The organism is Pseudomonas sp. NDM (assembly GCF_003105095.1).
In the GTDB taxonomy this organism is placed as follows: Bacteria; Pseudomonadota; Gammaproteobacteria; order Pseudomonadales; family Pseudomonadaceae; genus Aquipseudomonas; species Aquipseudomonas moraviensis_A.
Genome location: NZ_QETJ01000084.1, coordinates 1 through 22122, shown reverse-complemented (window position 1 = coordinate 22122; position 22122 = coordinate 1). Strand labels below are relative to the sequence as shown.

General features: G+C 60.3%; 23 protein-coding genes. 21 read left to right on the top strand and 2 right to left on the bottom strand.

The genetic code is table 11. The annotated features are described in order from the left end of the window. Nucleotides 1-89 precede the first annotated feature (89 nt). Nucleotides 90-3377 carry a ribonuclease E gene (gene rne / locus DCO47_RS17170; protein WP_116658531.1) on the bottom strand — a complete coding sequence of 1096 codons (3288 nt, stop codon included), beginning with the start codon at nucleotides 3375-3377 and terminating at the stop codon, nucleotides 90-92. Between the two features lie 699 nt (nucleotides 3378-4076). Here rne and rluC point away from each other — a divergent pair. Genes rluC through sppA form a run of 3 tightly spaced genes read left to right on the top strand, consistent with a single transcriptional unit; the run spans nucleotide 4077 to nucleotide 6699 of the window. Next, nucleotides 4077-5036, top strand: a complete 960-nt coding sequence (gene rluC / locus DCO47_RS17160; protein ID WP_064361456.1) for a 23S rRNA pseudouridine(955/2504/2580) synthase RluC — start codon at nucleotides 4077-4079, stop codon at nucleotides 5034-5036. Further along, nucleotides 5023-5685: an HAD-IA family hydrolase gene (locus DCO47_RS17155; RefSeq protein WP_083352208.1), complete on the top strand. Its 663-nt coding sequence runs from the start codon at nucleotides 5023-5025 to the stop codon at nucleotides 5683-5685. The genes rluC and DCO47_RS17155 overlap by 14 nt, the downstream gene beginning before the upstream one ends. A 24-nt stretch (nucleotides 5686-5709) precedes the next feature. Next, nucleotides 5710-6699, top strand: coding sequence for a signal peptide peptidase SppA (gene sppA, locus DCO47_RS17150; protein ID WP_042610699.1), 990 nt, complete (start codon nucleotides 5710-5712; stop codon nucleotides 6697-6699). 119 nt (nucleotides 6700-6818) lie between these two features. On the opposite strand, the gene DCO47_RS17145 is transcribed toward sppA, so the two are convergent. Further along, on the bottom strand, nucleotides 6819-7397 hold the full coding sequence (locus DCO47_RS17145) for a nucleoside triphosphate pyrophosphatase (RefSeq protein WP_116658530.1): 579 nt from the start codon (nucleotides 7395-7397) through the stop codon (nucleotides 6819-6821). 105 nt (nucleotides 7398-7502) lie between these two features. On the opposite strand from DCO47_RS17145, the gene DCO47_RS17140 reads away from it, so the two are divergent. The 18 genes from DCO47_RS17140 (at nucleotide 7503) to DCO47_RS17055 (ending at nucleotide 22046) form a co-directional block, all read left to right on the top strand. Further along, nucleotides 7503-8030: a YceD family protein gene (locus DCO47_RS17140; RefSeq protein ID WP_003204262.1), complete on the top strand. Its 528-nt coding sequence runs from the start codon at nucleotides 7503-7505 to the stop codon at nucleotides 8028-8030. A 13-nt stretch (nucleotides 8031-8043) separates the two neighbouring features. Next, nucleotides 8044-8226 (top strand): 50S ribosomal protein L32, encoded by a 183-nt coding sequence (gene rpmF, locus DCO47_RS17135; RefSeq protein WP_003179396.1) that lies wholly within the window; start codon nucleotides 8044-8046, stop codon nucleotides 8224-8226. Between the two features lie 4 nt (nucleotides 8227-8230). Beyond that, nucleotides 8231-9241, top strand: coding sequence for a phosphate acyltransferase PlsX (gene plsX / locus DCO47_RS17130; protein ID WP_083201964.1), 1011 nt, complete (start codon nucleotides 8231-8233; stop codon nucleotides 9239-9241). A 123-nt stretch (nucleotides 9242-9364) separates the two neighbouring features. Continuing rightward, nucleotides 9365-10303 carry an ACP S-malonyltransferase gene (gene fabD, locus DCO47_RS17125; RefSeq protein ID WP_116658529.1) on the top strand — a complete coding sequence of 313 codons (939 nt, stop codon included), beginning with the start codon at nucleotides 9365-9367 and terminating at the stop codon, nucleotides 10301-10303. A gap of 16 nt (nucleotides 10304-10319) precedes the next feature. Continuing rightward, nucleotides 10320-11063 (top strand): 3-oxoacyl-ACP reductase FabG, encoded by a 744-nt coding sequence (gene fabG, locus DCO47_RS17120; protein WP_016770989.1) that lies wholly within the window; start codon nucleotides 10320-10322, stop codon nucleotides 11061-11063. A 196-nt stretch (nucleotides 11064-11259) separates the two neighbouring features. Further along, nucleotides 11260-11496: an acyl carrier protein gene (gene acpP / locus DCO47_RS17115; protein WP_003175607.1), complete on the top strand. Its 237-nt coding sequence runs from the start codon at nucleotides 11260-11262 to the stop codon at nucleotides 11494-11496. Between the two features lie 108 nt (nucleotides 11497-11604). Continuing rightward, on the top strand, nucleotides 11605-12849 hold the full coding sequence (gene fabF / locus DCO47_RS17110) for a beta-ketoacyl-ACP synthase II (RefSeq protein WP_038860467.1): 1245 nt from the start codon (nucleotides 11605-11607) through the stop codon (nucleotides 12847-12849). After that, complete coding sequence (gene pabC, locus DCO47_RS17105) at nucleotides 12849-13664, top strand: aminodeoxychorismate lyase (RefSeq protein WP_116658528.1); 816 nt, start codon at nucleotides 12849-12851, stop codon at nucleotides 13662-13664. The genes fabF and pabC overlap by 1 nt, the downstream gene beginning before the upstream one ends. A 3-nt stretch (nucleotides 13665-13667) precedes the next feature. Further along, on the top strand, nucleotides 13668-14861 hold the full coding sequence (gene mltG / locus DCO47_RS17100; RefSeq protein ID WP_116658527.1) for an endolytic transglycosylase MltG: 1194 nt from the start codon (nucleotides 13668-13670) through the stop codon (nucleotides 14859-14861). A 19-nt stretch (nucleotides 14862-14880) separates the two neighbouring features. Continuing rightward, nucleotides 14881-15513 (top strand): dTMP kinase, encoded by a 633-nt coding sequence (gene tmk, locus DCO47_RS17095; RefSeq protein WP_116658526.1) that lies wholly within the window; start codon nucleotides 14881-14883, stop codon nucleotides 15511-15513. Beyond that, nucleotides 15506-16489, top strand: coding sequence for a DNA polymerase III subunit delta' (locus tag DCO47_RS17090; protein WP_065616828.1), 984 nt, complete (start codon nucleotides 15506-15508; stop codon nucleotides 16487-16489). Before tmk ends, DCO47_RS17090 begins: the two co-directional genes overlap by 8 nt. A 42-nt stretch (nucleotides 16490-16531) precedes the next feature. Further along, nucleotides 16532-16888 (top strand): PilZ domain-containing protein, encoded by a 357-nt coding sequence (locus DCO47_RS17085; RefSeq protein WP_016770983.1) that lies wholly within the window; start codon nucleotides 16532-16534, stop codon nucleotides 16886-16888. Between the two features lie 15 nt (nucleotides 16889-16903). After that, nucleotides 16904-17695 (top strand): TatD family hydrolase, encoded by a 792-nt coding sequence (locus tag DCO47_RS17080; RefSeq protein ID WP_116658525.1) that lies wholly within the window; start codon nucleotides 16904-16906, stop codon nucleotides 17693-17695. Between the two features lie 351 nt (nucleotides 17696-18046). Then, a complete protein-coding gene (locus tag DCO47_RS17075) occupies nucleotides 18047-18685 on the top strand; it encodes a TetR/AcrR family transcriptional regulator (protein WP_016770981.1) in 639 nt (212 codons plus the stop codon). 138 nt (nucleotides 18686-18823) lie between these two features. After that, nucleotides 18824-19792, top strand: a complete 969-nt coding sequence (locus DCO47_RS17070) for a GTP 3',8-cyclase MoaA (RefSeq protein WP_041479439.1) — start codon at nucleotides 18824-18826, stop codon at nucleotides 19790-19792. 165 nt (nucleotides 19793-19957) lie between these two features. Next, nucleotides 19958-20563, top strand: coding sequence for a DUF4823 domain-containing protein (locus DCO47_RS17065; protein ID WP_024013915.1), 606 nt, complete (start codon nucleotides 19958-19960; stop codon nucleotides 20561-20563). Nucleotides 20564-20577: 14 nt separating this feature from the next. After that, nucleotides 20578-21138 (top strand): DUF1285 domain-containing protein, encoded by a 561-nt coding sequence (locus tag DCO47_RS17060; RefSeq protein ID WP_065616830.1) that lies wholly within the window; start codon nucleotides 20578-20580, stop codon nucleotides 21136-21138. Nucleotides 21139-21329: 191 nt separating this feature from the next. After that, the gene (locus DCO47_RS17055; protein ID WP_039760144.1) at nucleotides 21330-22046 is read left to right on the top strand and encodes a FadR/GntR family transcriptional regulator; all 717 of its coding nucleotides are present in this window, start codon (nucleotides 21330-21332) and stop codon (nucleotides 22044-22046) included. Nucleotides 22047-22122 lie beyond the last annotated feature (76 nt).

Sequence of the window (22122 nt, the reverse complement as noted above, 5' to 3'; positions counted from 1 at the left end):
TACAATGAACATCGGTGCGGCCTGAATCGCAGTCAATAAAAAGCCCCGCCAGGCTTTCACCTGGCGGGGCTTTTTAATCGCTTCAGGAATTACACGAGTGGTTTAGGCTCGTGCTGTTTTTCCTGGGCTTCTTCGCGCTGCTCGACCGCGTCCTGAACGGAGCGTGGTGCTTCAGCGATCACCGCTTCAACCGATGCTTCTTCAGCGACCGGGGCAGGGGCTGCCTCGACCACTTCAGCCGCAGCGGCTGGTTCGGCAGCCACTGGCGCCGCAGCGGCAGCCAGTTCGGCTTCCTTCTGCAGACGCTCGGCTTCACGCTTGCGACGACGCACTTCACGCGGGTCGTTTGGCGCGCGACCGTTTGGCGTCAGGGCGCTGACCGGAGCCGGTGCTTCAACTACCGGGGCAGGCGCTTCGACTACGGCTGGTGCTTCTTCAACCTGAGCTTTCGCAATCGGTGCTTCGACAGCTGGTGCTTCAACCGCTGGCTCTGGAGCCGGTTCGGCCGCTGCAACTACTGGCTCGGAAACCATGGCCTGCGGCACTTCGACTTCAGCGACTGGCGCTGGCGCTTCGGTGACGGCTGGCTCGGCAACCCAGTTGAACGCAGTCTGCTCTTCGCGAACTTCACGCACGGTTTTGGTGACGTCTTCAGTGACGGTTTCCACCGCTGGCTCAGTGACGGCAGCTGGCGCTTCAACGGTAGCTTCTGGTTCAGCCGCCGCTTCAGCCTGAGGTTGGGCTTCGCGAACCGGGGCCACTTCGATTTCCGGTGCAGCGGTCACTTCCACAGGGGTGGTGGCTTCGACAACCGGCGCTTCGACTGGAGCAGTTTCCAGTGTGGCGGCGGTGGCGCGTTCAGCCTGCTCGTGGGCCTGGGCTTCAGCCGGCGCGCTGATGGTGCTGCTGGCAACGGCGGCGGTGACGGCCAGGCCAGCGGCCAGATCGGCAGTGCTTGGCTCACCAGCGTTTTCAGCGGACTCGGACTCTTCCGAACCTTCGATCACGTTGCCGTTGGCATCACGCTGACGCTCGCGACGGTTGCTGCGACGACGCTGACCACGGGAGCGACGACGTGGACGATCGCCTTCGGCGCTGTCCTGACCGTCTTCCGGCAGTTGCTCTTCGTTATTGGTGTTCACTTCTTCTTCAGCGACGGCAGCAGCGGCTTGTTCGGCGCGCGGTTGACGTTCTTCACGCGGCGGACGCGGAGCGCGTTCCTCGCGTGGCTGACGGGCCGGACGCTCTTCAGCCGACACGGCAGCGGTGGCTGCGGCTGCGACTGGCGCGGCGTCCAGTGGCTCACGCAGTTCACGTACGCGTTCTTCACGCTCGCCACGCGGCTTGCGATCTTCACGCGGTGCGCGCGGTGCACGTTCTTCACGCGGGGCACGTGGTGCGCGCTCTTCGCGGGCAACCGGTGCTTCGCTGCGAGCTTCACGGGGCTCACGGACTTCACGTGGCTGACGCTCTTCACGCGGTTCGCGCGGCGCACGCTCTTCACGTGGAGCACGTTCTTCGCGCGGCTTGCGTTCTTCATCGCGGCGACCGTTACGGTTGCGGCTCTGCTGACGACCGTTGCGACGCTCTTCGTTACGCGCTGGACGCTCGGTGGCAGCCGGTTTCGCAACGGCGACCGGTGCGGCTGGCTCTTCCTTGGTGGCGAACAGGCTGACCAGCGACTTCACCAGACCTTTGAACAGGCTCGGCTCAGGCGCGGCAACCGGTGCCGGAGCAGGGGCGGCAGGGGCAACTTCCGTCGGCACCGGCGCGTTGGCGCGGGCCGGCGCAGTCTTCACCGCAGCTTCCTGGCGAACCAGGGTACGGGTGGCAGCGGCTGGCTGGACTTCTTCGACTTCGGCAGCTGCCGCAGCGATTTCGTAGCTGGACTGGTTGGTTGCGGCTTCCGGGCTGTCATCACGCAGACGCTGAACTTCGAAGTGCGGCGTTTCGAGGTGATCGTTCGGCAGAATGACGATGCGGGCACGGGTGCGCAGTTCGATCTTGGTGATCGAGTTGCGTTTTTCGTTGAGCAGGAACGCGGCGACCGGGATCGGCACTTGCGCGCGAACTTCGGCGGTGCGGTCCTTCAGGGCTTCTTCTTCGATCAGACGCAGGATGGCCAGCGACAGCGATTCAACGTCACGGATGATGCCGGTGCCGTTGCAACGCGGGCAGACGATGCCACTGCTTTCGCCCAGCGAAGGACGCAGGCGCTGACGGGACATTTCCAGCAGGCCGAAGCGCGAGATGCGACCGATCTGCACACGGGCGCGGTCGGCTTCCAGGCATTCACGGACTTTTTCTTCCACGGCGCGCTGGTTCTTGGCCGGGGTCATGTCGATGAAGTCGATGACGATCAGGCCGCCGATGTCGCGCAGGCGCAACTGACGGGCGATTTCTTCGGCGGCTTCAAGGTTGGTCTGCAGGGCGGTTTCTTCGATGTCGCTGCCTTTGGTGGCGCGCGCCGAGTTGATGTCGATGGACACCAGGGCTTCGGTCGGATCGATGACGATGGAGCCGCCGGAAGGCAGTTCGACGACGCGCTGGAACGCGGTCTCAATCTGGCTTTCGATCTGGAAACGGTTGAACAGCGGCACGCTGTCTTCGTACAGCTTGATCTTGCTGGCGTACTGCGGCATCACCTGGCGGATGAAGGTCAGGGCTTCGTCCTGGGCTTCAACGCTGTCGATCAGCACTTCGCCGATGTCCTGGCGCAGGTAATCGCGGATGGCGCGGATGATCACGTTGCTTTCCTGGTAGATCAGGAATGGCGCGGAGCGATCCAGCGAAGCCTCTTTGATGGCGGTCCACAGTTGCAGCAGGTAGTCGAGGTCCCACTGCATTTCTTCGCTGCTGCGGCCCAGGCCGGCAGTGCGCACGATCAGACCCATGTCGGCCGGAGCGACCAGACCGTTCAGCGCTTCACGCAGTTCGTTGCGCTCTTCGCCTTCGATGCGACGGGAGATGCCGCCGGCACGCGGGTTGTTCGGCATCAGCACGAGGTAACGACCGGCGAGGCTGATGAAGGTGGTCAGGGCGGCGCCCTTGTTGCCACGTTCTTCTTTCTCGACCTGAACGATGACTTCCTGGCCTTCGCTCAGGACGTCCTTGATGTTGACGCGGCCTTCGGGGGCTTTCTTGAAGTATTCGCGGGAGATTTCTTTGAGGGGCAGGAAGCCGTGGCGCTCGGAGCCGAAATCGACAAAGGCAGCCTCAAGGCTTGGTTCGATGCGAGTGATGCGGCCTTTATAGATGTTGGCCTTCTTCTGCTCGCGTGCACCGGATTCGATGTCCAGGTCGTAGAGGCGCTGGCCATCTACCAGTGCAACACGCAACTCTTCGGGTTGAGTTGCGTTAATCAGCATTCTTTTCATGTAGTACCGTCGGTTTCCGGGCTGCCGGAAACGGCGTTCGGCACACACGACTTCTCACGGTCGGTGTCAGGTGCGTCGGGAGTGGTTGGCCATTCCCGTGTCCAGCGATGTTCGGCCAATTGGGCCGATACCGCGACGTACGCGTCCTGCTTGCTGTGGCTACTTAAGCACTCAGTCAGGAGGAGGAATCAACCAGCGGCTGTGGACGAGATGAAGCGTCTTGATCAAAGCTTGTTGCTACACAGTCCGGCGGTTGTGCATCTCCACCCTACACGTATCCCTGATAATTCGGGTGCTGCCGCGCGCAGAATCCGCAGCGGGTTGGCATTTACCGTGAGCTCCGAAAGGGGAGGTCACGCATCATGGCTAATTCAGGCGATGTTTCCGAAACATTCGCTCGGGGTCATTCGCAGTCGACTGCACTTTGTGAACTGGCCTCGAATGTTGCCTGCCGGGCGAGTGAGAACTCTGCTCGGCGGTGTAATTCAGGCCTCATGTCACCTGCGCTCGTTACAACCGCAAACTCCACCGTTACGTAGCGAAAGCCCCGTAGGACGGCCTCGCGCCCTGGTGAATTGCGTTGGTCAGGGCCGGTCTTTGACCGTGGTTCCGCTGTCCAGGCCGCTTTTGGCGGCGTTCGCGACTATAGCAGCAATGATTAAGTGCTTCAATTCCATAAAAATTGTTATCATCCGCGGCATGACAACTACTGCCCCTTCGACTCCAGGCGTTCAACTGCTTGAAGTCTCGCCGGAGTATGCCGGCCAACGAATCGACAACTTTCTCCTCGCCCGGCTCAAAGGCGTGCCCAAGACCTTGATTTACCGCATTTTGCGCAAAGGCGAAGTGCGCGTTAACAAAGGTCGGATCAAGCCCGAATACAAGCTCCAGGCCGGCGATATCGTGCGCGTGCCGCCGGTTCGCGTGCCTGAGCGCGACGAGCCGGTGCCCCTGGCCCAGGGGCTGCTGCAGCGGCTGGAAGCGTCGATTGTCTACGAAGACAAAGCCCTGATCGTGATCAACAAGCCCGCCGGCATTGCGGTTCACGGCGGCAGCGGGCTGAATTTCGGGGTGATCGAAGCCTTTCGTCAGTTGCGTCCCGATGCCAAGGAGCTGGAACTGGTTCACCGTCTCGACCGTGACACCTCCGGCCTGCTGATGATCGCCAAAAAGCGCAGCATGTTGCGCCACTTGCACGAGCAACTGCGCGGCGATGGCGTCGACAAGCGCTACATGGCACTGGTTCGCGGCAACTGGGCAACATCGATCAAGCAAGTCCGTGCGCCATTGCTCAAGAGCAATCTGCGTTCCGGCGAGCGCATGGTTGAAGTCAACGATGAAGGCAAGGAGGCTCTGACCGTGTTCAAGGTGCTGCGCCGCTTCGGCGATTTTGCCACCATGGTCGAGGCCAAACCGGTTACCGGGCGTACCCACCAGATTCGTGTGCACACCCTGCACGCCGGGCATTGCATCGCCGGCGACAGCAAGTACGGCGACGACGATTTCACCAGGGAAATCCGCGATCTGGGTGGCAAGCGCTTGTTCCTGCACGCCTACATGCTGACTGTGCCGCTGCCCGATGGCGGCAAGCTGACCCTGCAAGCACCGGTTGACGAAATGTGGGCCAAGACCGTGGAGCGATTGAGTGCGCCCATCTGATTACAAACTGCTGATTTTCGATTGGGACGGCACCCTCGCCGATTCCATTCACCGGATCGTCGAGGCCATGCATTCGGCGTCCGGCCGTTCCGGTTTCGAGCTGCGCGATGACTTCGCCGTAAAAGGCATCATCGGCCTCGGATTGCCGGAAGCGATTCGCACCCTGTACCCCGAAATCAGCGACGCAGAACTGCTCGCTTTTCGCGAGTACTACGCCGATCACTACATCGCTGCCGAGGCCGTGCCTTCGCCGCTGTTCGAAGGCGTGGTCGAGTCGATGGCGTCGTTTCGCGAGCAGGGCTATCACCTGGCGGTGGCGACCGGCAAAAACCGGCGCGGACTGGATCGCGTGCTCAAGGCCAATGGCTGGGAAGATTATTTCGATATCACCCGTGCCGCCGATGAAACTGCCAGCAAGCCGCACCCTCTGATGCTTGAGCAGATCGTCAGCCACTGCGGCGTGCGCCCGGAGCAGGCGTTGATGGTCGGTGATTCGTCGTTCGATCTGCTGATGGCGCGCAATGCGGGAATGGATTCGGTGGCGGTCAGTTATGGCGCGCAATCGATCGAGTCCCTGCAACAGTTCGAGCCGCGGCTGTCGATCGACCGTTTTTCTGAATTGCATGCCTGGCTGGGTCAGCGGGCTTAATACGTTTTTGCTGGGGTAGATGGCATGACCGACGAATGGAAAGCACCGGCCAAGGCAAGTGCCGACGACGGTGACGCGAAGAGCTGGAAGCTGTTGGAAAAAACTCTGCTGGCTGGCGTGCAGGAACAACGCCGTTCGCGGCGCTGGGGGATTTTCTTCAAACTGCTGACGTTTGTTTATCTGTTTATTGCGCTGCTGCTCTTCACGCCGCTGATGGACATGGAAAAAAGCGCCACGCGCGGGCCGAACTACACGGCGTTGATCGAGATCGACGGCGTAATCGCCGACAAGGAGCCAGCCAGCGCCGACAATATCGTGGGCAGCCTGCGCGCGGCGTTCGAAGACAAAAAGGTCAAGGGCGTGATCCTGCGCATCAACAGCCCGGGCGGCAGTCCGGTGCAGTCGGGTTATGTCTACGACGAGATCAAGCGTCTGCGTGCTCTGCACCCGGAGATCAAGCTTTACGCAGTGATTTCCGATCTAGGTGCCTCCGGTGCTTACTACATCGCCAGCGCGGCGGACCAGATTTACGCCGACAAGGCCAGTCTGGTGGGTTCGATCGGCGTGACAGCGGCGGGTTACGGTTTCGTCGGCACCATGGAAAAGCTGGGTGTTGAGCGTCGTACTTACACCTCCGGCGAGCACAAGGCGTTTCTCGATCCGTTCCAGCCGCAAAAGCCTGAAGAAACCGCGTTCTGGCAAGGCGTGCTCGACACTACGCACAAGCAGTTCATCAACAGCGTCAAGCAGGGGCGTGGTGAACGCCTGAAAGACAAAGAGCATCCGGAGCTGTTTTCCGGGCTGGTCTGGTCGGGTGAGCAGGCGCTGCCGCTGGGCCTGATCGACGGCCTGGGCAGTGCCAGTTCGGTGGCGCGTGATGTGATTGGCGAGAAGGAACTGGTGGACTTCACTGTGCAGGAGTCGCCGTTCGATCGTTTCTCGAAGAAGCTTGGTGCCAGCGTGGCGGAGCAATTGGCGATGTGGATGGGTTTCCACGGGCCTTCGTTGCGGTAAATTGCCGGTAGATCAAAAGATCGCAGCCTGCGGCAGCTCTTACAGGATTAATGTTCACTCGCTTTTTTTGCGGTGACGCCGATTCTGTAGGAGCTGCCGAAGGCTGCGATCTTTTGCTTTTAAGGGATTTGCACACCTTCGGCCAGCATCATATCAATCAGACGAATCAGCGGCAGGCCGATCAGGCTGGTGGCGTCCGGACCTTCGGTCGATTGAAACAGGCTTACACCCAAGCCTTCGGCCTTGAAGCTGCCGGCGCAGTCGTACGGCTGCTCAATGCGCAGATAGCGTTCGATGCGCGCCTGATCCAGCTGGCGCATGTGCACGGTGAACGGCACGCAGTCGACCTGGCATTGCCCGGTCTGGCTGTTGAACAGCGCCAGGCCGGTGAGGAAGGTCACGCTCGCGCCGCTGGCGGCCATCAGCTGATCGCGGGCCTTTTCGAAGGTGTGCGGCTTGCCGATGATCTGTTCGCCGAGGACGGCGACCTGATCCGAGCCAATGATCAGGTGAGCAGGGTGGCTGTCCGCCAAGGCCCGGGCTTTTTCCTCGGCGAGACGTTTGACCAGGTCGAGCGCGGACTCGCCCGGGCGATGACTTTCATCGATGTCCGGCGAGCTGCAGACGAACGGCAGGTGCAGGCGGGCGAGCAATTGGCGGCGATAAGTCGAGCTTGAAGCGAGTAATAAAGGCAGCATGGACGTCTCCTGAGGCAGGTGCGGATTCTAGCGGAGGCACGCAAGTGACGGACAGGGCACAATTTCCTTTGACATGGGTGGGTGCATCCCTATAATGCTGCGCCTATGTTGAATGACCCGATTCCACCTCACGTTGACCCGCGCAAATTGGCTGACCGTGGCACCACCCTTCAAGGTGAACTGCTGCTGGCCGATTTGAAGAGACTCTGCGACCCGCTTTCCGACGATGTCGGTACGGTGCAGGCCAAATTCGTTTTTGAACGAGATGAACGTAAGTCTGTGGTCATCCACAGCTTTATCGACACCGAAGTCAAAATGGTTTGCCAGCGTTGTCTTGAGCTGGTCACCCTGCCGATCCACAGCGAATGCAGTTACGCGGTGGTGAAGGAGGGTGCGAATACCCAGTCGTTGCCGAAAGGTTATGACGTGCTGGAACTGGGCGAAGATCCATTGGATCTGCAGTCACTGATCGAGGAGGAGCTTCTGCTCGCCTTGCCCATTGTGCCTGCTCATCATCCGGAAGAATGCCAGCAGCCGGCGGGAGCAGATGAGCCCGAACCGAGCGAGGACGAGGTAACGCGGTCCAACCCGTTCAGTGTATTGGCGCAGTTAAAGCGTGACCCAAACGTTTAGGAGTTAATCAATTATGGCTGTTCAGCAGAACAAAAAATCCCGCTCTGCCCGTGACATGCGCCGTTCGCACGACGCTCTCGAGGCTAGCACCCTGTCTGTAGAAAAAACCACCGGTGAAGTTCACCTGCGTCACCACGTATCGCCAGAAGGCGTATACCGTGGCCGTAAAGTGATCGACAAGGGCGCTGACGAGTAATCACTTGTCCGCTCAAGTCATCGCGATTGACGCAATGGGCGGGGACTTCGGTCCCCGCAGCATTGTTCAGGCCAGTCTCGCTTGCCTGTCTGCTACGCCCTCGTTGCACCTGACCCTCGTCGGTCAACCCTCCCTTCTTGAAGAACTGATCCACGGCCAGTCGGCTGCCGATCGCGCGCGCCTGACGATTGTTCCGGCCAGCGAAGTCATCACCATGGACGAAAAACCTGCCCAGGCCCTGCGTGGCAAGCCGGATTCGTCGATGCGTGTCGCCCTCGAATTGCTCCGCGATGGCAAGGTGCAGGCCTGTGTCAGTGCCGGCAATACCGGCGCGTTGATGGCGTTGTCGCGTTTTGTCCTGAAGACGCTGCCCGGCATTGATCGTCCGGCCATGGTGGCGGCGATTCCGACGCAGACCGGTTATTGCCAGTTGCTCGATCTTGGCGCCAACGTCGATTGCAGTGCCGAGCACCTGCTGCAGTTCGCTGTGATGGGTTCGGTGGCTGCGCAGACCTTGGGGATTGCCCGTCCGCGTGTGGCGCTGCTGAACATCGGCACCGAAGACATCAAGGGCAATCAGCAGGTCAAACTGGCGGCGACGCTGTTGCAGGCTGCGCGCGGGATCAACTACATCGGCTTCATCGAAGGCGACGGCTTGTATCGCGGCGAGGCCGATGTGGTGGTCTGTGACGGTTTCGTCGGCAATATTCTGCTCAAATCCAGCGAGGGGCTGGCGACGATGATTGCGGCGCGCATCGAGGCTCTGTTCAAGAAAAACCTGGCTTCTCGCGCTGTAGGTGCGCTCGCGATGCCGTTGATGAAGCGTCTGCAGGCCGATCTGGCCCCGGCGCGACATAATGGCGCAAGCTTTCTCGGCTTGCAGGGCATCGTCGTGAAAAGTCACGGATCGGCCGGGGTGCAGGGCTTTCAGAGTGCGATTCAGCGGGCGCTGATCGAGATTCAGGAGAACCTGCCCGAGCGCCTCCACGGTCGTCTGGAGGATCTGTTGTCTTAGGCGTTTTCGTCGGACAATGCTTAAATGTGACCGCCCGGTTCAAAGGGCCATCCAAACTGTCAGTTTCTCCCGTCCCGAGCGGGACGTTATTTTCCGACGACAAGATCATTAGGGGCTTGTTACATGTCTGCTTCCCTCGCATTCGTCTTTCCAGGACAGGGTTCGCAGTCCCTCGGCATGCTGGCCGAGCTGGGCGCGCAACATCCGCTGATCCTCGAAACATTTCAAGAAGCCTCTGCTGCGCTGGGCTATGACCTGTGGGCATTGACCCAGCAGGGCCCGGAAGAGCTGCTCAATCAAACTGATAAAACCCAGCCGGCCATTCTGACCGCATCGATCGCCCTGTGGCGTCTGTGGCTGGCTGAAGGTGGCGCGCGTCCGGCATTCGTCGCCGGTCATAGCCTGGGTGAATACAGTGCCTTGGTCGCCGCCGGCAGCCTGACCCTGGCTGACGCGGTCAAGCTTGTCGAGCGCCGTGGCCAGTTGATGCAGGAAGCGGTGCCGGCCAGGCAGGGCGGCATGGCCGCGATTCTCGGTCTGGAAGATGCCGATGTGCTGGCAGCCTGCGCCGAAGCGGCGCAAGGCGAAGTCGTCAGCGCGGTGAACTTCAACTCGCCAGGCCAAGTGGTGATCGCCGGCGCCAAGGCAGCCGTCGAGCGCGCCATCGAAGGCTGCAAGGCCCGTGGTGCCAAACGCGCCATGCCGTTGCCGGTGAGCGTGCCATCGCACTGTGAACTGATGCGTCCGGCTGCCGAGCGCTTCGCTGAGTCGATCGCTGCCATCGACTGGCAGGCGCCGCAGATCCCGGTCGTCCAGAACGTCAGCGCACAAGTGCCGGCCGATCTGGAAACCCTCAAGCGTGATCTGTTGGAACAACTCTACAAGCCAGTGCGCTGGGTTGAATCGGTGCAGACCCTGGCGGGCAAGGGCGCCACGAATCTGGTCGAATGCGGCCCGGGCAAAGTCCTGGCCGGCCTCAACAAACGTTGCGCCGAAGGCGTTTCGACTTCCAATCTCAATACCCCAGACGCCTTCGCTGCCGCTCGTGCAGCGCAGGCCTGAATCAGGAGAAACTTGCATGAGTCTGCAAGGTAAAGTTGCACTGGTCACCGGTGCAAGCCGCGGTATCGGCCAGGCCATCGCACTGGAACTGGGTCGTCAGGGCGCCATCGTTGTTGGCACCGCGACCTCCGCGTCGGGCGCCGAGCGCATTGCTGCGACCCTGAAGGAAAACGGCATTCAGGGTGCCGGTTTCGAACTCAACGTCACCAGCGACGAGTCGGTCAGCGCCGTGCTGGCGGGCATTCAGGAACAGTTCGGTGCGCCGGTGGCGATTCTGGTCAATAATGCCGGTATCACCCGCGATAACCTGATGATGCGCATGAAAGACGACGAATGGTACGACGTGATCGATACCAACCTGAACAGTCTGTATCGCCTGTCCAAGGGCGTTCTGCGCGGCATGACCAAGGCACGTTGGGGTCGAATTATCAGTATTGGCTCGGTGGTGGGTGCCATGGGCAACGCCGGCCAAGTAAACTATGCAGCCGCCAAGGCCGGTCTGGAAGGTTTCAGCCGGGCGATGGCGCGTGAAGTCGGTTCGCGTTCGATTACGGTCAACTCGGTAACCCCAGGGTTCATCGACACCGATATGACCCGCGAGCTGCCTGAAGCACAGCGTGAAGCCTTGCAGACGCAGATTCCGCTGGGTCGTCTGGGACAAGCTCAAGAGATCGCGTCCGTGGTCGCTTTTCTTGCATCCGACGGTGCGGCATACGTTACCGGGGCTACAATCCCGGTGAACGGTGGGATGTACATGTAAGTAAAATGTGACGGATTGCTTCAAAAAAATGTCATACGAGCTGTCTAAAATCCGTTATAAAGCTGCAATCTATTTATAGGCAGAGGGCCGCAGGGTTTGAGGAGTGAAGCTTTCAGTTGAAAAGCTGAAAAGTCTTTCTATACACTTACCCACTGGCCAGCTGCCTGAATTTGTCCATTAGGAGTGAAAACAAGGTATGAGCACCATCGAAGAGCGCGTCAAGAAAATCGTTGCCGAGCAACTGGGTGTTAAAGAAGAAGAAGTGGTCAACACCGCTTCCTTCGTAGAAGACCTGGGTGCCGACTCCCTTGACACCGTTGAGCTGGTGATGGCTCTGGAAGAGGAATTCGAGACCGAAATCCCTGACGAAGAAGCTGAAAAGATCACTACTGTACAAGCTGCAATCGACTACGTTACCAGCCACCAGGCGTAATAGTTTGTAATCGTTGCTTGCTGTCATGGAAAAACCGCACTGCCATCATGGCGTGCGGTTTTTTCTTTAGGCCTGATGCAAAGTCGTCATTTGAAAAAGGAGAGTGCTGTGTCGCGTAGACGCGTCGTAGTCACCGGTATGGGTATGTTGTCGCCACTGGGCACGGATGTGCCGAGCAGTTGGCAGGGCATTCTGGCTGGCCGCAGTGGCATTGGTCTGATCGAACACACCGACCTTTCTGCCTATTCGACCCGCTTTGGCGGTTCGGTCAAAGGCTTCAATGTCGAGGAGTACCTGTCGGTCAAGGAAGCGCGCAAGCTCGACCTGTTCATTCAGTACGGCCTCGCCGCAGGTTTTCAAGCCGTGCGCAACGCCGGTCTGGAAGTCACCGACGCCAACCGTGAGCGCATTGGCGTGGCCATGGGTTCGGGTATCGGCGGTCTGACCAACATCGAAGAAACCAGTCGCACCCTGCACGAGACCGGTCCTCGGCGAATCTCGCCATTCTTTGTGCCTGGCTCGATCATCAATATGATTTCCGGTTTCCTGTCGATCCATCTGGGCGCACAGGGACCCAACTACGCTATCGCCACCGCGTGCACCACCGGTACGCACTGTATCGGCATGGCCGCGCGCAACATCATGTATGACGAAGCCGACGTGATGATTGCCGGCGGTGCGGAAATGGCCGCTTGCGGCCTGGGCATGGGCGGCTTCGGCGCGTCCCGTGCGCTGTCGACCCGCAACGACGAGCCGACCCGCGCCAGTCGTCCATGGGACAAGGGCCGTGATGGCTTCGTCCTGTCCGACGGCGCCGGTGCGCTGGTTCTTGAAGAACTCGAACACGCCAAGGCGCGCGGCGCGACGATCTACGCCGAGCTGATCGGTTTCGGCACCAGTGGCGATGCGTTCCACATGACCTCGCCACCCGCCGACGGCGCCGGTGCCGCGCGCTGCATCACCAATGCCCTGCGCGATGCGAAGATCAATGTCGATCAGGTGCAGTACATCAACGCTCACGGCACTTCGACCCCGGCCGGCGACCTTGCCGAAGCCAACGCGATCAAGTCGGTGTTCGGCGATCACGCCTACAAGCTGGCGGTCAGCTCGACCAAGTCGATGACCGGACACCTGCTGGGTGCAGCGGGCGCCGTCGAGGCGATCTTCAGCGTGCTGGCAATCAACAGCCAGGTGGCACCGCCGACCATCAACCTTGATGAGCCTGACGAAGGCTGCGATCTCGATTTCGTCGCGCACACCGCGCGCAACATGGACATCGATGTCGTGCTGTCCAACTCCTTCGGTTTTGGCGGCACCAACGGCACTCTGGCGTTCCGCCGGTTCGCGGGCTGATGGAGAGCTGGGTCGACGGTCAACCGGCTGACGCGCTGTCGCTGAAAGATCGCGGCCTGGCTTACGGCGATGGTCTGTTCGAGACCATTGCCGTGCACAGCGGTCGGCCGATCCTGCTGGATCGGCACCTGACGCGTCTGGCCGAGGGCTGTATGCGTCTGGCCATCTCGACCGATATCGAGCTGATTCGCCACGAGCTGCTTAGCTATGCGGCTGCGATGGGCGAGGGCGTGCTCAAGCTCATCCTCACTCGCGGTGACGGTCTGCGCGGTTATGCACCCGACCCTGCGGCACAGGGCCGACGCATTCTGCAAGGCAATCCGCCGGCGGCTTATCCCGCTGCCCACGCCGAACACGGCATCCGCCTCTTTCCCTGCAACACCCGCTTGTCCACGCAGCCGTTGTTGGCCGGACTCAAACATCTGAATCGACTCGAACAGGTGCTTGCCCGCGCCGAGTGGCAGGACAGCGAGCATGCCGAAGGCTTGATGCTCGATCAGGCCGGGCGCGTCGTCGAAGGCGTGTTCAGCAATATTTTCCTGGTGCGCGACGGTGGTCTGATCACGCCCGACTTGAAGCGCTGCGGCGTCGCTGGTGTGATGCGCGCGGAAATATTGTTTCAGGCCGAGTCACTGGCCATCCCTGCGCAAATCGCCGATATCAGCCTCGATCACCTGCAATGGGCTGATGAAGTGTTTGTCTGCAACAGCGTTTATGGCGTCTGGCCGGTACGCGCCTGTGCTGCACTGAGCTGGCCGGTTGGCCCGCTCACCCGTAAACTGCAAACCATTGCCCGCGCGCTACTGGATGCTTGATTCGTGAGACGTAAACTTTTGCTGCTGCTGGAAACCGGACTGGTTCTGGCAGGGCTGCTGTTGGGCGCCAGCGCCTGGAAAATTCATTCGGCACTGGAACAGCCCCTGAACATCCCGCAGGAGCAACTGCTGGATGTGCCGAAAGGCTCCACTCCGACCCGTACCTTCCTTGAACTCGAGACCGATGGCGTCATCAAGGACGCGTTCTGGCTGCGCGTCTACTGGCGCTTCAACCTCGCCGGCACGCCGATTCACAGCGGCGAGTACCGCATGCAGCCGGGCATGACCGTCAACGGTCTGATCGATTCGTGGAAGCGCGGCGACGTGGTTCAGTACAGCCTGACTCTGGTCGAAGGCTGGACTTTCCATCAAGTGCGGGCCGCCCTGGCCAAGGACGACAAGCTCGAGCAGACCCTCAACGGTCTGAGCGACGGCGACGTCATGGCCAGGATTGGCCACAAGGGCTTGTTCCCTGAAGGCCGGTTCTTCCCGGACACCTATCGGTTCGTGCGCGGCATGTCCGATGCCGAGCTCCTGAAGAAGGCCTTTGACCGCCTCGACGAAGTGCTTGCCAAAGAGTGGGCGCAGCGTTCCGCCGATGTGCCTTACACCGAACCCTATCAAGCGCTGATCATGGCTTCACTGGTCGAGAAGGAAACCGGCGTACCGCAGGAACGCGGCCAGATCGCCGGCGTCTTTGTGCGGCGGATGGCGCTGGGTATGCAGTTGCAGACCGACCCGACGGTGATTTATGGCCTCGGTGATCGCTACACCGGCAAACTGACCCGCGCGCATTTGAAAGAACCGACGCCTTACAACACGTACGTGATTCCCGGCTTGCCGCCGACGCCGATTGCGATGGTCGGACGCGAAGCGATTCATGCTGCGCTCAATCCGGTAGAAGGCAGCAGCCTGTATTTCGTCGCCCGTGGCGATGGCAGCCATGTGTTTTCCGATGATCTGGATGCGCACAACAACGCAGTGCGCGAGTACCAGCTCAAACGCCGTGCCGATTACCGTTCCAGCCCGGCGCCAGTGAACGCGTCCGAAACGGCGCCGGCCACCGATGAGGCGATTCCGGCCGCTTCGCCGAACACTGCGCCCGAGGCGCTGCCCGAAGTGCCATCGAAAGCGCCGCCGCAAGATCCGGCGCCAGCCCAAGAACCGGACGCCGCTGCACCGCAAAACGCGCAATGACTTTGATGAAGGACTGCCTGTGACTGGCTTGTTTATTACCCTGGAAGGCCCGGAAGGCGCGGGCAAGAGCACCAATCGCGAATACCTCGCCGAGCGCCTGCGCGCCGCCGGTATCGAAGTGGTGCTCACCCGTGAGCCGGGTGGCACGCCACTGGCCGAGCGGATTCGCGAGGTGTTGCTGACACCGGCCGACGAAGTGATGCACCCGGACGCCGAGTTGTTGCTGGTATTCGCCGCACGCGCGCAACATCTGGCAGAGGTGATTCGCCCGGCGCTGGCCCGTGGCGCCGTGGTGCTGTGTGATCGCTTCACCGATTCGACGTACGCCTATCAGGGCGGCGGTCGGGGTTTGTCGCTGGAGCGCATCGCCACTCTGGAGACTTTCGTGCAGGGCGACTTGCGTCCCGATCTGACGCTGATTTTCGATCTGCCCGTGGAAATCGGTCTGGCCCGTGCCAGTGCCCGTGGTCGACTGGACCGTTTCGAACTGGAAGGGCGGGGGTTTTTCGAAAGCGTGCGCAATGCGTTCCTGAAACGCGCCGAAGCCGACCCTTCGCGCTATGTGCGCATCGATGCCGGTCAGCCATTGACCAAGGTCCAGCAATCGCTGGACACTTTGCTGCCGAATCTGCTGGAGCTGGCCCGTGGCTGAGGCCTATCCATGGCAGGACAACCTCTGGCAGCAACTGGCCGGACGCAGTCAGCACGCCCACGCGTATCTGCTGCACGGCCCGGCCGGAATCGGCAAACGTGCCCTGGCCGAACGTCTGATGGCCAGCCTGCTGTGCCAGCGGTCGACGCCCGAGGCGTGTGGCGAGTGCAAATCCTGCTTGCTGCTCAAGGCCGGCAGTCACCCGGACAATTACATTCTGGAGCCGGAAGAAGCGGACAAGGCGATCAAGGTCGATCAGGTTCGTGATCTTGTCAGTTTCGTCGTGCAGACCGCACAGCTCGGCGGGCGCAAAGTGGTGCTGATCGAGCCGGTCGAGTCGATGAACATCAACGCTGCCAACGCCTTGCTGAAAAGCCTCGAAGAGCCCTCAGGGGATACCGTGCTGCTGTTGGTCAGCCATCAGCCGAGCCGTTTGTTGCCGACCATCAAGAGCCGTTGCGTGCAGCAGGCCTGCCCGCTGCCGGGTGAGGCGATGAGCCTGGAGTGGCTGGCTCAGGCGCTGCCGGATTGCGCCGAAGAAGAACGCGTCGAACTGCTGACGCTCGCCGCCGGCTCGCCGCTGATGGCGGTCAGCCTGCAAGCCCAGGGCGTGCGCGAACAGCGCGCGCTAGTGGTCGAAGGCGTGAAGAAGTTGCTCAAAGGGCAGCAATCGCCGACGCAGCTGGCGGAAGAGTGGAAAAGCATTCCGATGCTGCGTCTGTTCGACTGGTTCTGCGACTGGTCGAGCCTGATCCTGCGCTATCAGTTGACCCAGGACGAAGCCGGCCTTGGCCTGGCCGATATGCGCAAGGTTGTGCAATATCTGGCGCAGAAAAGCGCGCAGGGCAAAGTGCTGGAGATTCAGGACTGGATTCTCGCCCAACGGCAGAAAGTCCTGAGCAAGGCCAACCTCAATCCGGCGCTGTTGCTGGAAGCGTTGTTGGTGCAATGGGTGGGATTGCCTGGTCAAAGATAAGAATGTGTACCTAGACTCTGAAGATCAGCAGTGGAGGTGAACATGATTGAACCTGTCAGCCCGGGGCCGCGTAACGGCATCCTGTCCCTGACCATCAAGGACAAGTCGGTGCTTTACGCCGCGTATATGCCGTTCATCAAGAACGGTGGTCTGTTCATCCCGACCAACAAAAGCTACAGGTTGGGCGACGAGGTGTTCATGCTTTTGCACCTGATGGATGAAGCGGAAAAGATTCCGGTCGCCGGCAAGGTCGCCTGGATCACTCCCAAAGGCGCACAAGGCAATCGCGCCGCCGGCGTCGGCGTGCAATTCAACGACGGTGACGACACCGCGCGCAGTCGCATCGAAACTCACCTGGCCGGAGCGCTTAAATCCGACCGTCCCACTCATACGATGTAAGTTGCAGTCTTTTTTATGCTCGTAGATTCCCATTGTCACCTTGATCGCCTCGACCTCGCCGCCCATGACGGCTCGCTGGATGCCGCACTTGCTGCGGCCCGTGAGCGCGGGGTCGGACATTTTCTGTGCATCGGCGTCAGTGCCGACAACGCCGCCGACGTCAAAGCCCTCGCCGAGCGTTATGCCGACGTCGACTGCTCGGTGGGCGTGCATCCGCTGGATGTGCAGCCAGGCGCGGCACCGGCGCTTGACTGGTTGTTGCACGAACTCAACCACCCGAAAGTGGTGGCAATCGGCGAGACCGGCCTCGACTATCACTACGAGCCGGAAGCCGCCGAATTGCAGCAGGAGTCGTTTCGCCTGCATCTCCAGGCGGCGCAGCAGACCGGTAAGCCGGTGATCATCCACACTCGCGGCGCGCGTGCCGACACCCTCGAACTGCTGCGCGAAGCGGCGTTGCCCCAAGCCGGTGTGTTGCATTGTTTCACCGAAGACTGGGACATGGCCAAAGCGGCGCTGGACATGGGCTATTACATTTCCCTGTCAGGCATCGTCACGTTCCGCAACGCCGACGCGCTGCGCGATGTGGCGAGCAAAGTGCCGGCCGATCGCCTGCTGGTGGAAACCGATTCGCCGTATCTGGCGCCGATTCCTTATCGTGGCAAGCCGAACCTGCCGCAGTACGTGCGCGAAGTGGCGGAGTTTCTGGCGATGCTGCGTGGTGAGAACTACGAGCGCTTTGCCGAGCAGACCACAGAAAATTTCAAGCGTCTGTTCCCGCTGGCGAGTGTTAAATCTGCCCTGTGACGGCTGAGCAAATCGCAGGCAAAAAAAACCCGGGTTCTGGGGGGTGAATCCGGGTTAAGACCATTAGGAGTAAAACAAAGGCACGCGGTCCGTTGGTACCTTTACCGGCGCGACACTTGGGGGAGATGTCGGCCGACAGTTCAAGTATTGATCAGTCTGGCGTTCAGTCCAGTGAGCCGGTCAGGGTTTTTAAACAAATTTGGAATACGTTTGCTTCAGTTGAGTTCTCATTGCGCTCAAATCGTTCTCGAAATGAACAAGAAACACAGATTTGGTCGATGAACCGTGCTTTTTTGTGCAAGTTAGGCATAATACGCGGCTTCGAATTTTGACCCTTCAGACCTTTTTCTTATGCATAAAGAACCTCGTAAGGTCCGTGAATTTCGTCGCCGCGAGCAGGAAATTCTCGATACCGCGCTCAAGCTGTTCCTCGACCAGGGTGAAGACAGTGTCACCGTGGAGATGATTGCTGATGCCGTGGGTATCGGCAAAGGCACGATCTACAAGCACTTCAAATCCAAGGCCGAGATCTACTTGCGCCTGATGCTCGATTACGAGCGCGATCTGAACGAGTTGCTGCATTCGGCCGATGTCGACAAGGACAAGGAAGCGCTGTCCCGCGCCTACTTCGAATTCCGCATGCGCGACCCGCAGCGCTATCGCCTGTTTGACCGCCTCGAAGAGAAAGTGGTCAAGGGCAATCAGGTGCCGGAGATGGTCGAGGAACTGCACAAGATCCGTGCCTCGAACTTCGAACGCCTGACCCTGCTGATCAAGGGTCGCATCAGCGAAGGCAAGCTCGAAGACGTGCCGCCGTACTTCCACTACTGCGCATCCTGGGCGTTGGTACACGGCGCGGTGGCGCTGTATCACTCGCCGTTCTGGAGCAATGTGCTGGAAGATCAGGAAGGCTTCTTCCAGTTCCTGATGGACATCGGCGTGCGCATGGGCAACAAGCGCAAGCGCGACCCGGAAACGCCGAGCACTTGAGCCATTCAGCGATCTGATTGCGCCATGTTTTCGCTACATGGCGCAGTAGCGCAGGAATATACTCAGGCATAGGGCTTGCTAAAACCTGATTTCTCAGTCAAGTTTTGCGCGCTCGACTTTCTTTCGCCGGAGTGTTTCATGATCGTTGACCGTCAAGGCAGGCGTTTTCGCAATCTGCGCATCAGCCTGACCTCTGCCTGCAACTATGCCTGTACCTACTGCGTGCCCAACGGCAAGCGGTTGGTCGCTGCGCAGGATGAACTGTCGGCCGAAGCCATGGCGCGGGGCGTCGAATACCTGATCGAGGCGGCCGGCATCGAGCGCCTGCGTATCACCGGCGGCGAGCCGCTGGTCAGCCCCAAGCTCGAATCGTTCATGACTGCCGTCGGCCAGATGGGCCTCGACGACATCAGCCTGACCACCAACGGTCAACTTCTTGCGAAAAAACTGCCGCTGCTGGTGGATGCCGGTCTGCGTCGAATCAACGTTTCCCTCGATACTCTTGATGCCGCTGCTTTTCGCAGCATCGCTCGTGGCGGCGATCTGGCCAGCGTGCTCGACGGCATGGATCAGGCTGCCGCCGCCGGGATGAAGATCAAGGTCAACATGGTGCCGTTGCGCGGGCAGAACCTCGATCAGGTCATGCCGCTGCTCGATTATTGTCTGGAACGCGGCTTTGAACTGCGCTTCATCGAGTTGATGCGCATGGGCCACCTGGCCAAAGACTCGAACGCCTTCCTGCAGCAGTTCGTCAGCCTTGAGCAGTTGCTCGGTCTGATCGGCGAACGTTATGAATACGCCCAGACCGACGCGCCTGTGGATGCCACGGCCGTACGCTACGCGATTCCCGGTCGCGGCACCTTCGGCGTGATCGCCAACGAAAGCGTGCCGTTCTGCCGCACCTGTTCGCGCTTGCGCCTGTCGTCGACCGGTTGGCTGCATGGCTGCCTGTCGTCGAGCAACCGTCACTACGTCGGCGATTTGCTCGACAAGCCGCGGCATCAGGCGTTGCCAGCGCTGCAACGTTTGCTGGTCAAAGCGTTGGGTGACAAGCAGGAGGTGGCGTTCTCTGGCGGCGCTACGGTCATGAAGATTATTGGCGGCTGATCTACCGCTTTCGCGAACAAGCTCGCTCCCACCTTGAAAATGCATTTCCCTGCGGGAGCGAGCCTGCTCGCGAATGCCTCTGTGACTGAATTAGCCGAGCTGGCGCAAAAGCTGCATCCAACGGCCATTCGCCGGTTTTCCGACACCGGCTTCTGGAGGAATAGGATGCGTAGCCTGGTTTTGCTGCTGGCCGTTTTGGCGCTTGGCGGCTGCATGAATGTCAGCGACATGGCCGAAGGCACTCGCTATCACATGAGCGATGCGGGACTTCTGGACCATAGCGACAGCCGCCGGGTGAACAATATCCGCATTCAGCCGGACTCGTTCATCTTCATCGCCCAGGGCGCATTCGCGCCGCCGGGTGGTTCCTATCCACGGCCGAACGTGGTCGCCGAAGAAGCCTTCAAGGGCTTCGTCGAATACTTCCCGATGGTCCGCCGCGCCCGTGCGCCGGAAGGCCTCGACCAGGCAATGGGCGAAGCCCGCGACGCCGGCGCGCATTACCTGCTCTACACACGTTTCGCCAAGGCAGACGACCGCATCGGCAACTCCGACGAGTGGCTGGATCAGGAAGCGGTGGATCGCCTCGGTATCGACGGCGGCGTGATTCAGATCATGTTGATCGAGACCAGCACCCAGTATTTGATTGATACTGCACGGATCAAGAGTCGTGGCGGTTTACTGACGTTCCATGACTCCAAACCCGAAGACCTCATCGGTCCGCCGCTGGCGCAGTACGCACGCAGCCTGCTGGGGATCGGCGACCAGTAATCAAGGAGTACGCCATGAGTGACCCGCAAACAGCCAATGACCTGCTGGGACAGATTCCCAAGACCAAAGGCCTGCCACCGGTGCATTTGTGGAACCCGGATTTCTGCGGCGACATCGACATGCGCATCGCCCGCGACGGCACCTGGTATTACCTGGGCACGCCGATCGGGCGCAAGCCGATGGTCAAACTGTTCTCCACCATCATCCGCCGCGACGGCGATGATTATTTCCTGATCACCCCGGTCGAGAAGGTCGGGATCAAGGTCGATGACGCGCCGTTCGTGGCGGTTGCCGTGGAAGTGCAGGGCGAGGGCGAGACGCAGCTTTTGCGCTTCACTACCAATGTCGAGGAAACCACCGAGGCGGGACCCGAGCATCCGATTCGCGTCGAGATTGATCCTGAGACCCAGGAGCCTGCGCCTTATGTGCATGTGCGCAGCAATCTGGAAGCGCTGATTCACCGCAATGTGTTTTATCAGCTGGTGGAACTGGCGGTGAGCCGCGAGATCGATGGTCAGCGCTGGCTCGGCGTGTGGAGCGGCGGCGAGTTCTTTCGCATCGGTCTCGAACCCTGAATAAATCCCCTGTAGGAGTGAGCCTGCTCGCGATGGCGGTATGACGGTCGATATTTGCATTGACTGGTACACCGCTATCGCGAGCAGGCTCACTCCTACATCTGTTTCGTGTTCCAGCGGAAAATCCCGGTTGACTGTTATTCGTATGATGATTAGCGTAGTCACCCATCGCGATTCGCCTTGAGGTGTCCATGTCCAGCAGCTTTCATGCGTCGACCGTTGACTGGCTGGGCAGCTGGATTGCCGCTGGCCAGGTCAAACCTGGGCAGACCATCAAGGTCGAAGCGGATCTGGGCGAGCAACTCGGTGTCAGCCGTACGGTGATTCGCGAAGCAATCAAAACCCTCGTCGCCAAAGGCATGCTCGAAGTCGGGCCGAAAGTCGGCACGCGGGTATTGCCGGTGCGGCGCTGGAATCTGTTCGATCCGCAAGTCGTAGGTTGGCTGTCGCGCAATGGCTTGCCGGAAAATTTCGTCGATGACTTGCTGGATTTGCGTCGCACCATTGAGCCGATGGCGGTGCGCTGGGCCTGTGAACGGGCGACCCCGGAGCAGATCGAAGCGGTGCAACTGGCCTTCAATGCGCTGGAGCGTGCGGTCGATAGTGGCATCGATTACAACCGCGCCGACCAGGCTTTCCACGAATGCATCCTGGCCGCCAGCCATAATCAGTTCATCGAACAAATGGTCCCGGCCCTCGGCGCGTTGCTGGCGGTGTCGTTCGAAGTCTCCGCCGCCGACCCCGATGAACTGCGTCGCACCTTGCCGATCCATAAAGACATGGCCGACGCCATCGCCGCACGGGATTCGACCCGTGGCGTGTGGGCGTGCATGACCTTGATCGACAACGCCGATCTGGCGATAAAACGCTTTTACCCGAAAGTGATGGCCGACCGCAAAGCCAGCTGAACACCGAGATCCCCTGTAGGAGTGAGCCTGCTCGCGATAGCGGTGGTTCACTACCAATGATGTCGACTGATACACC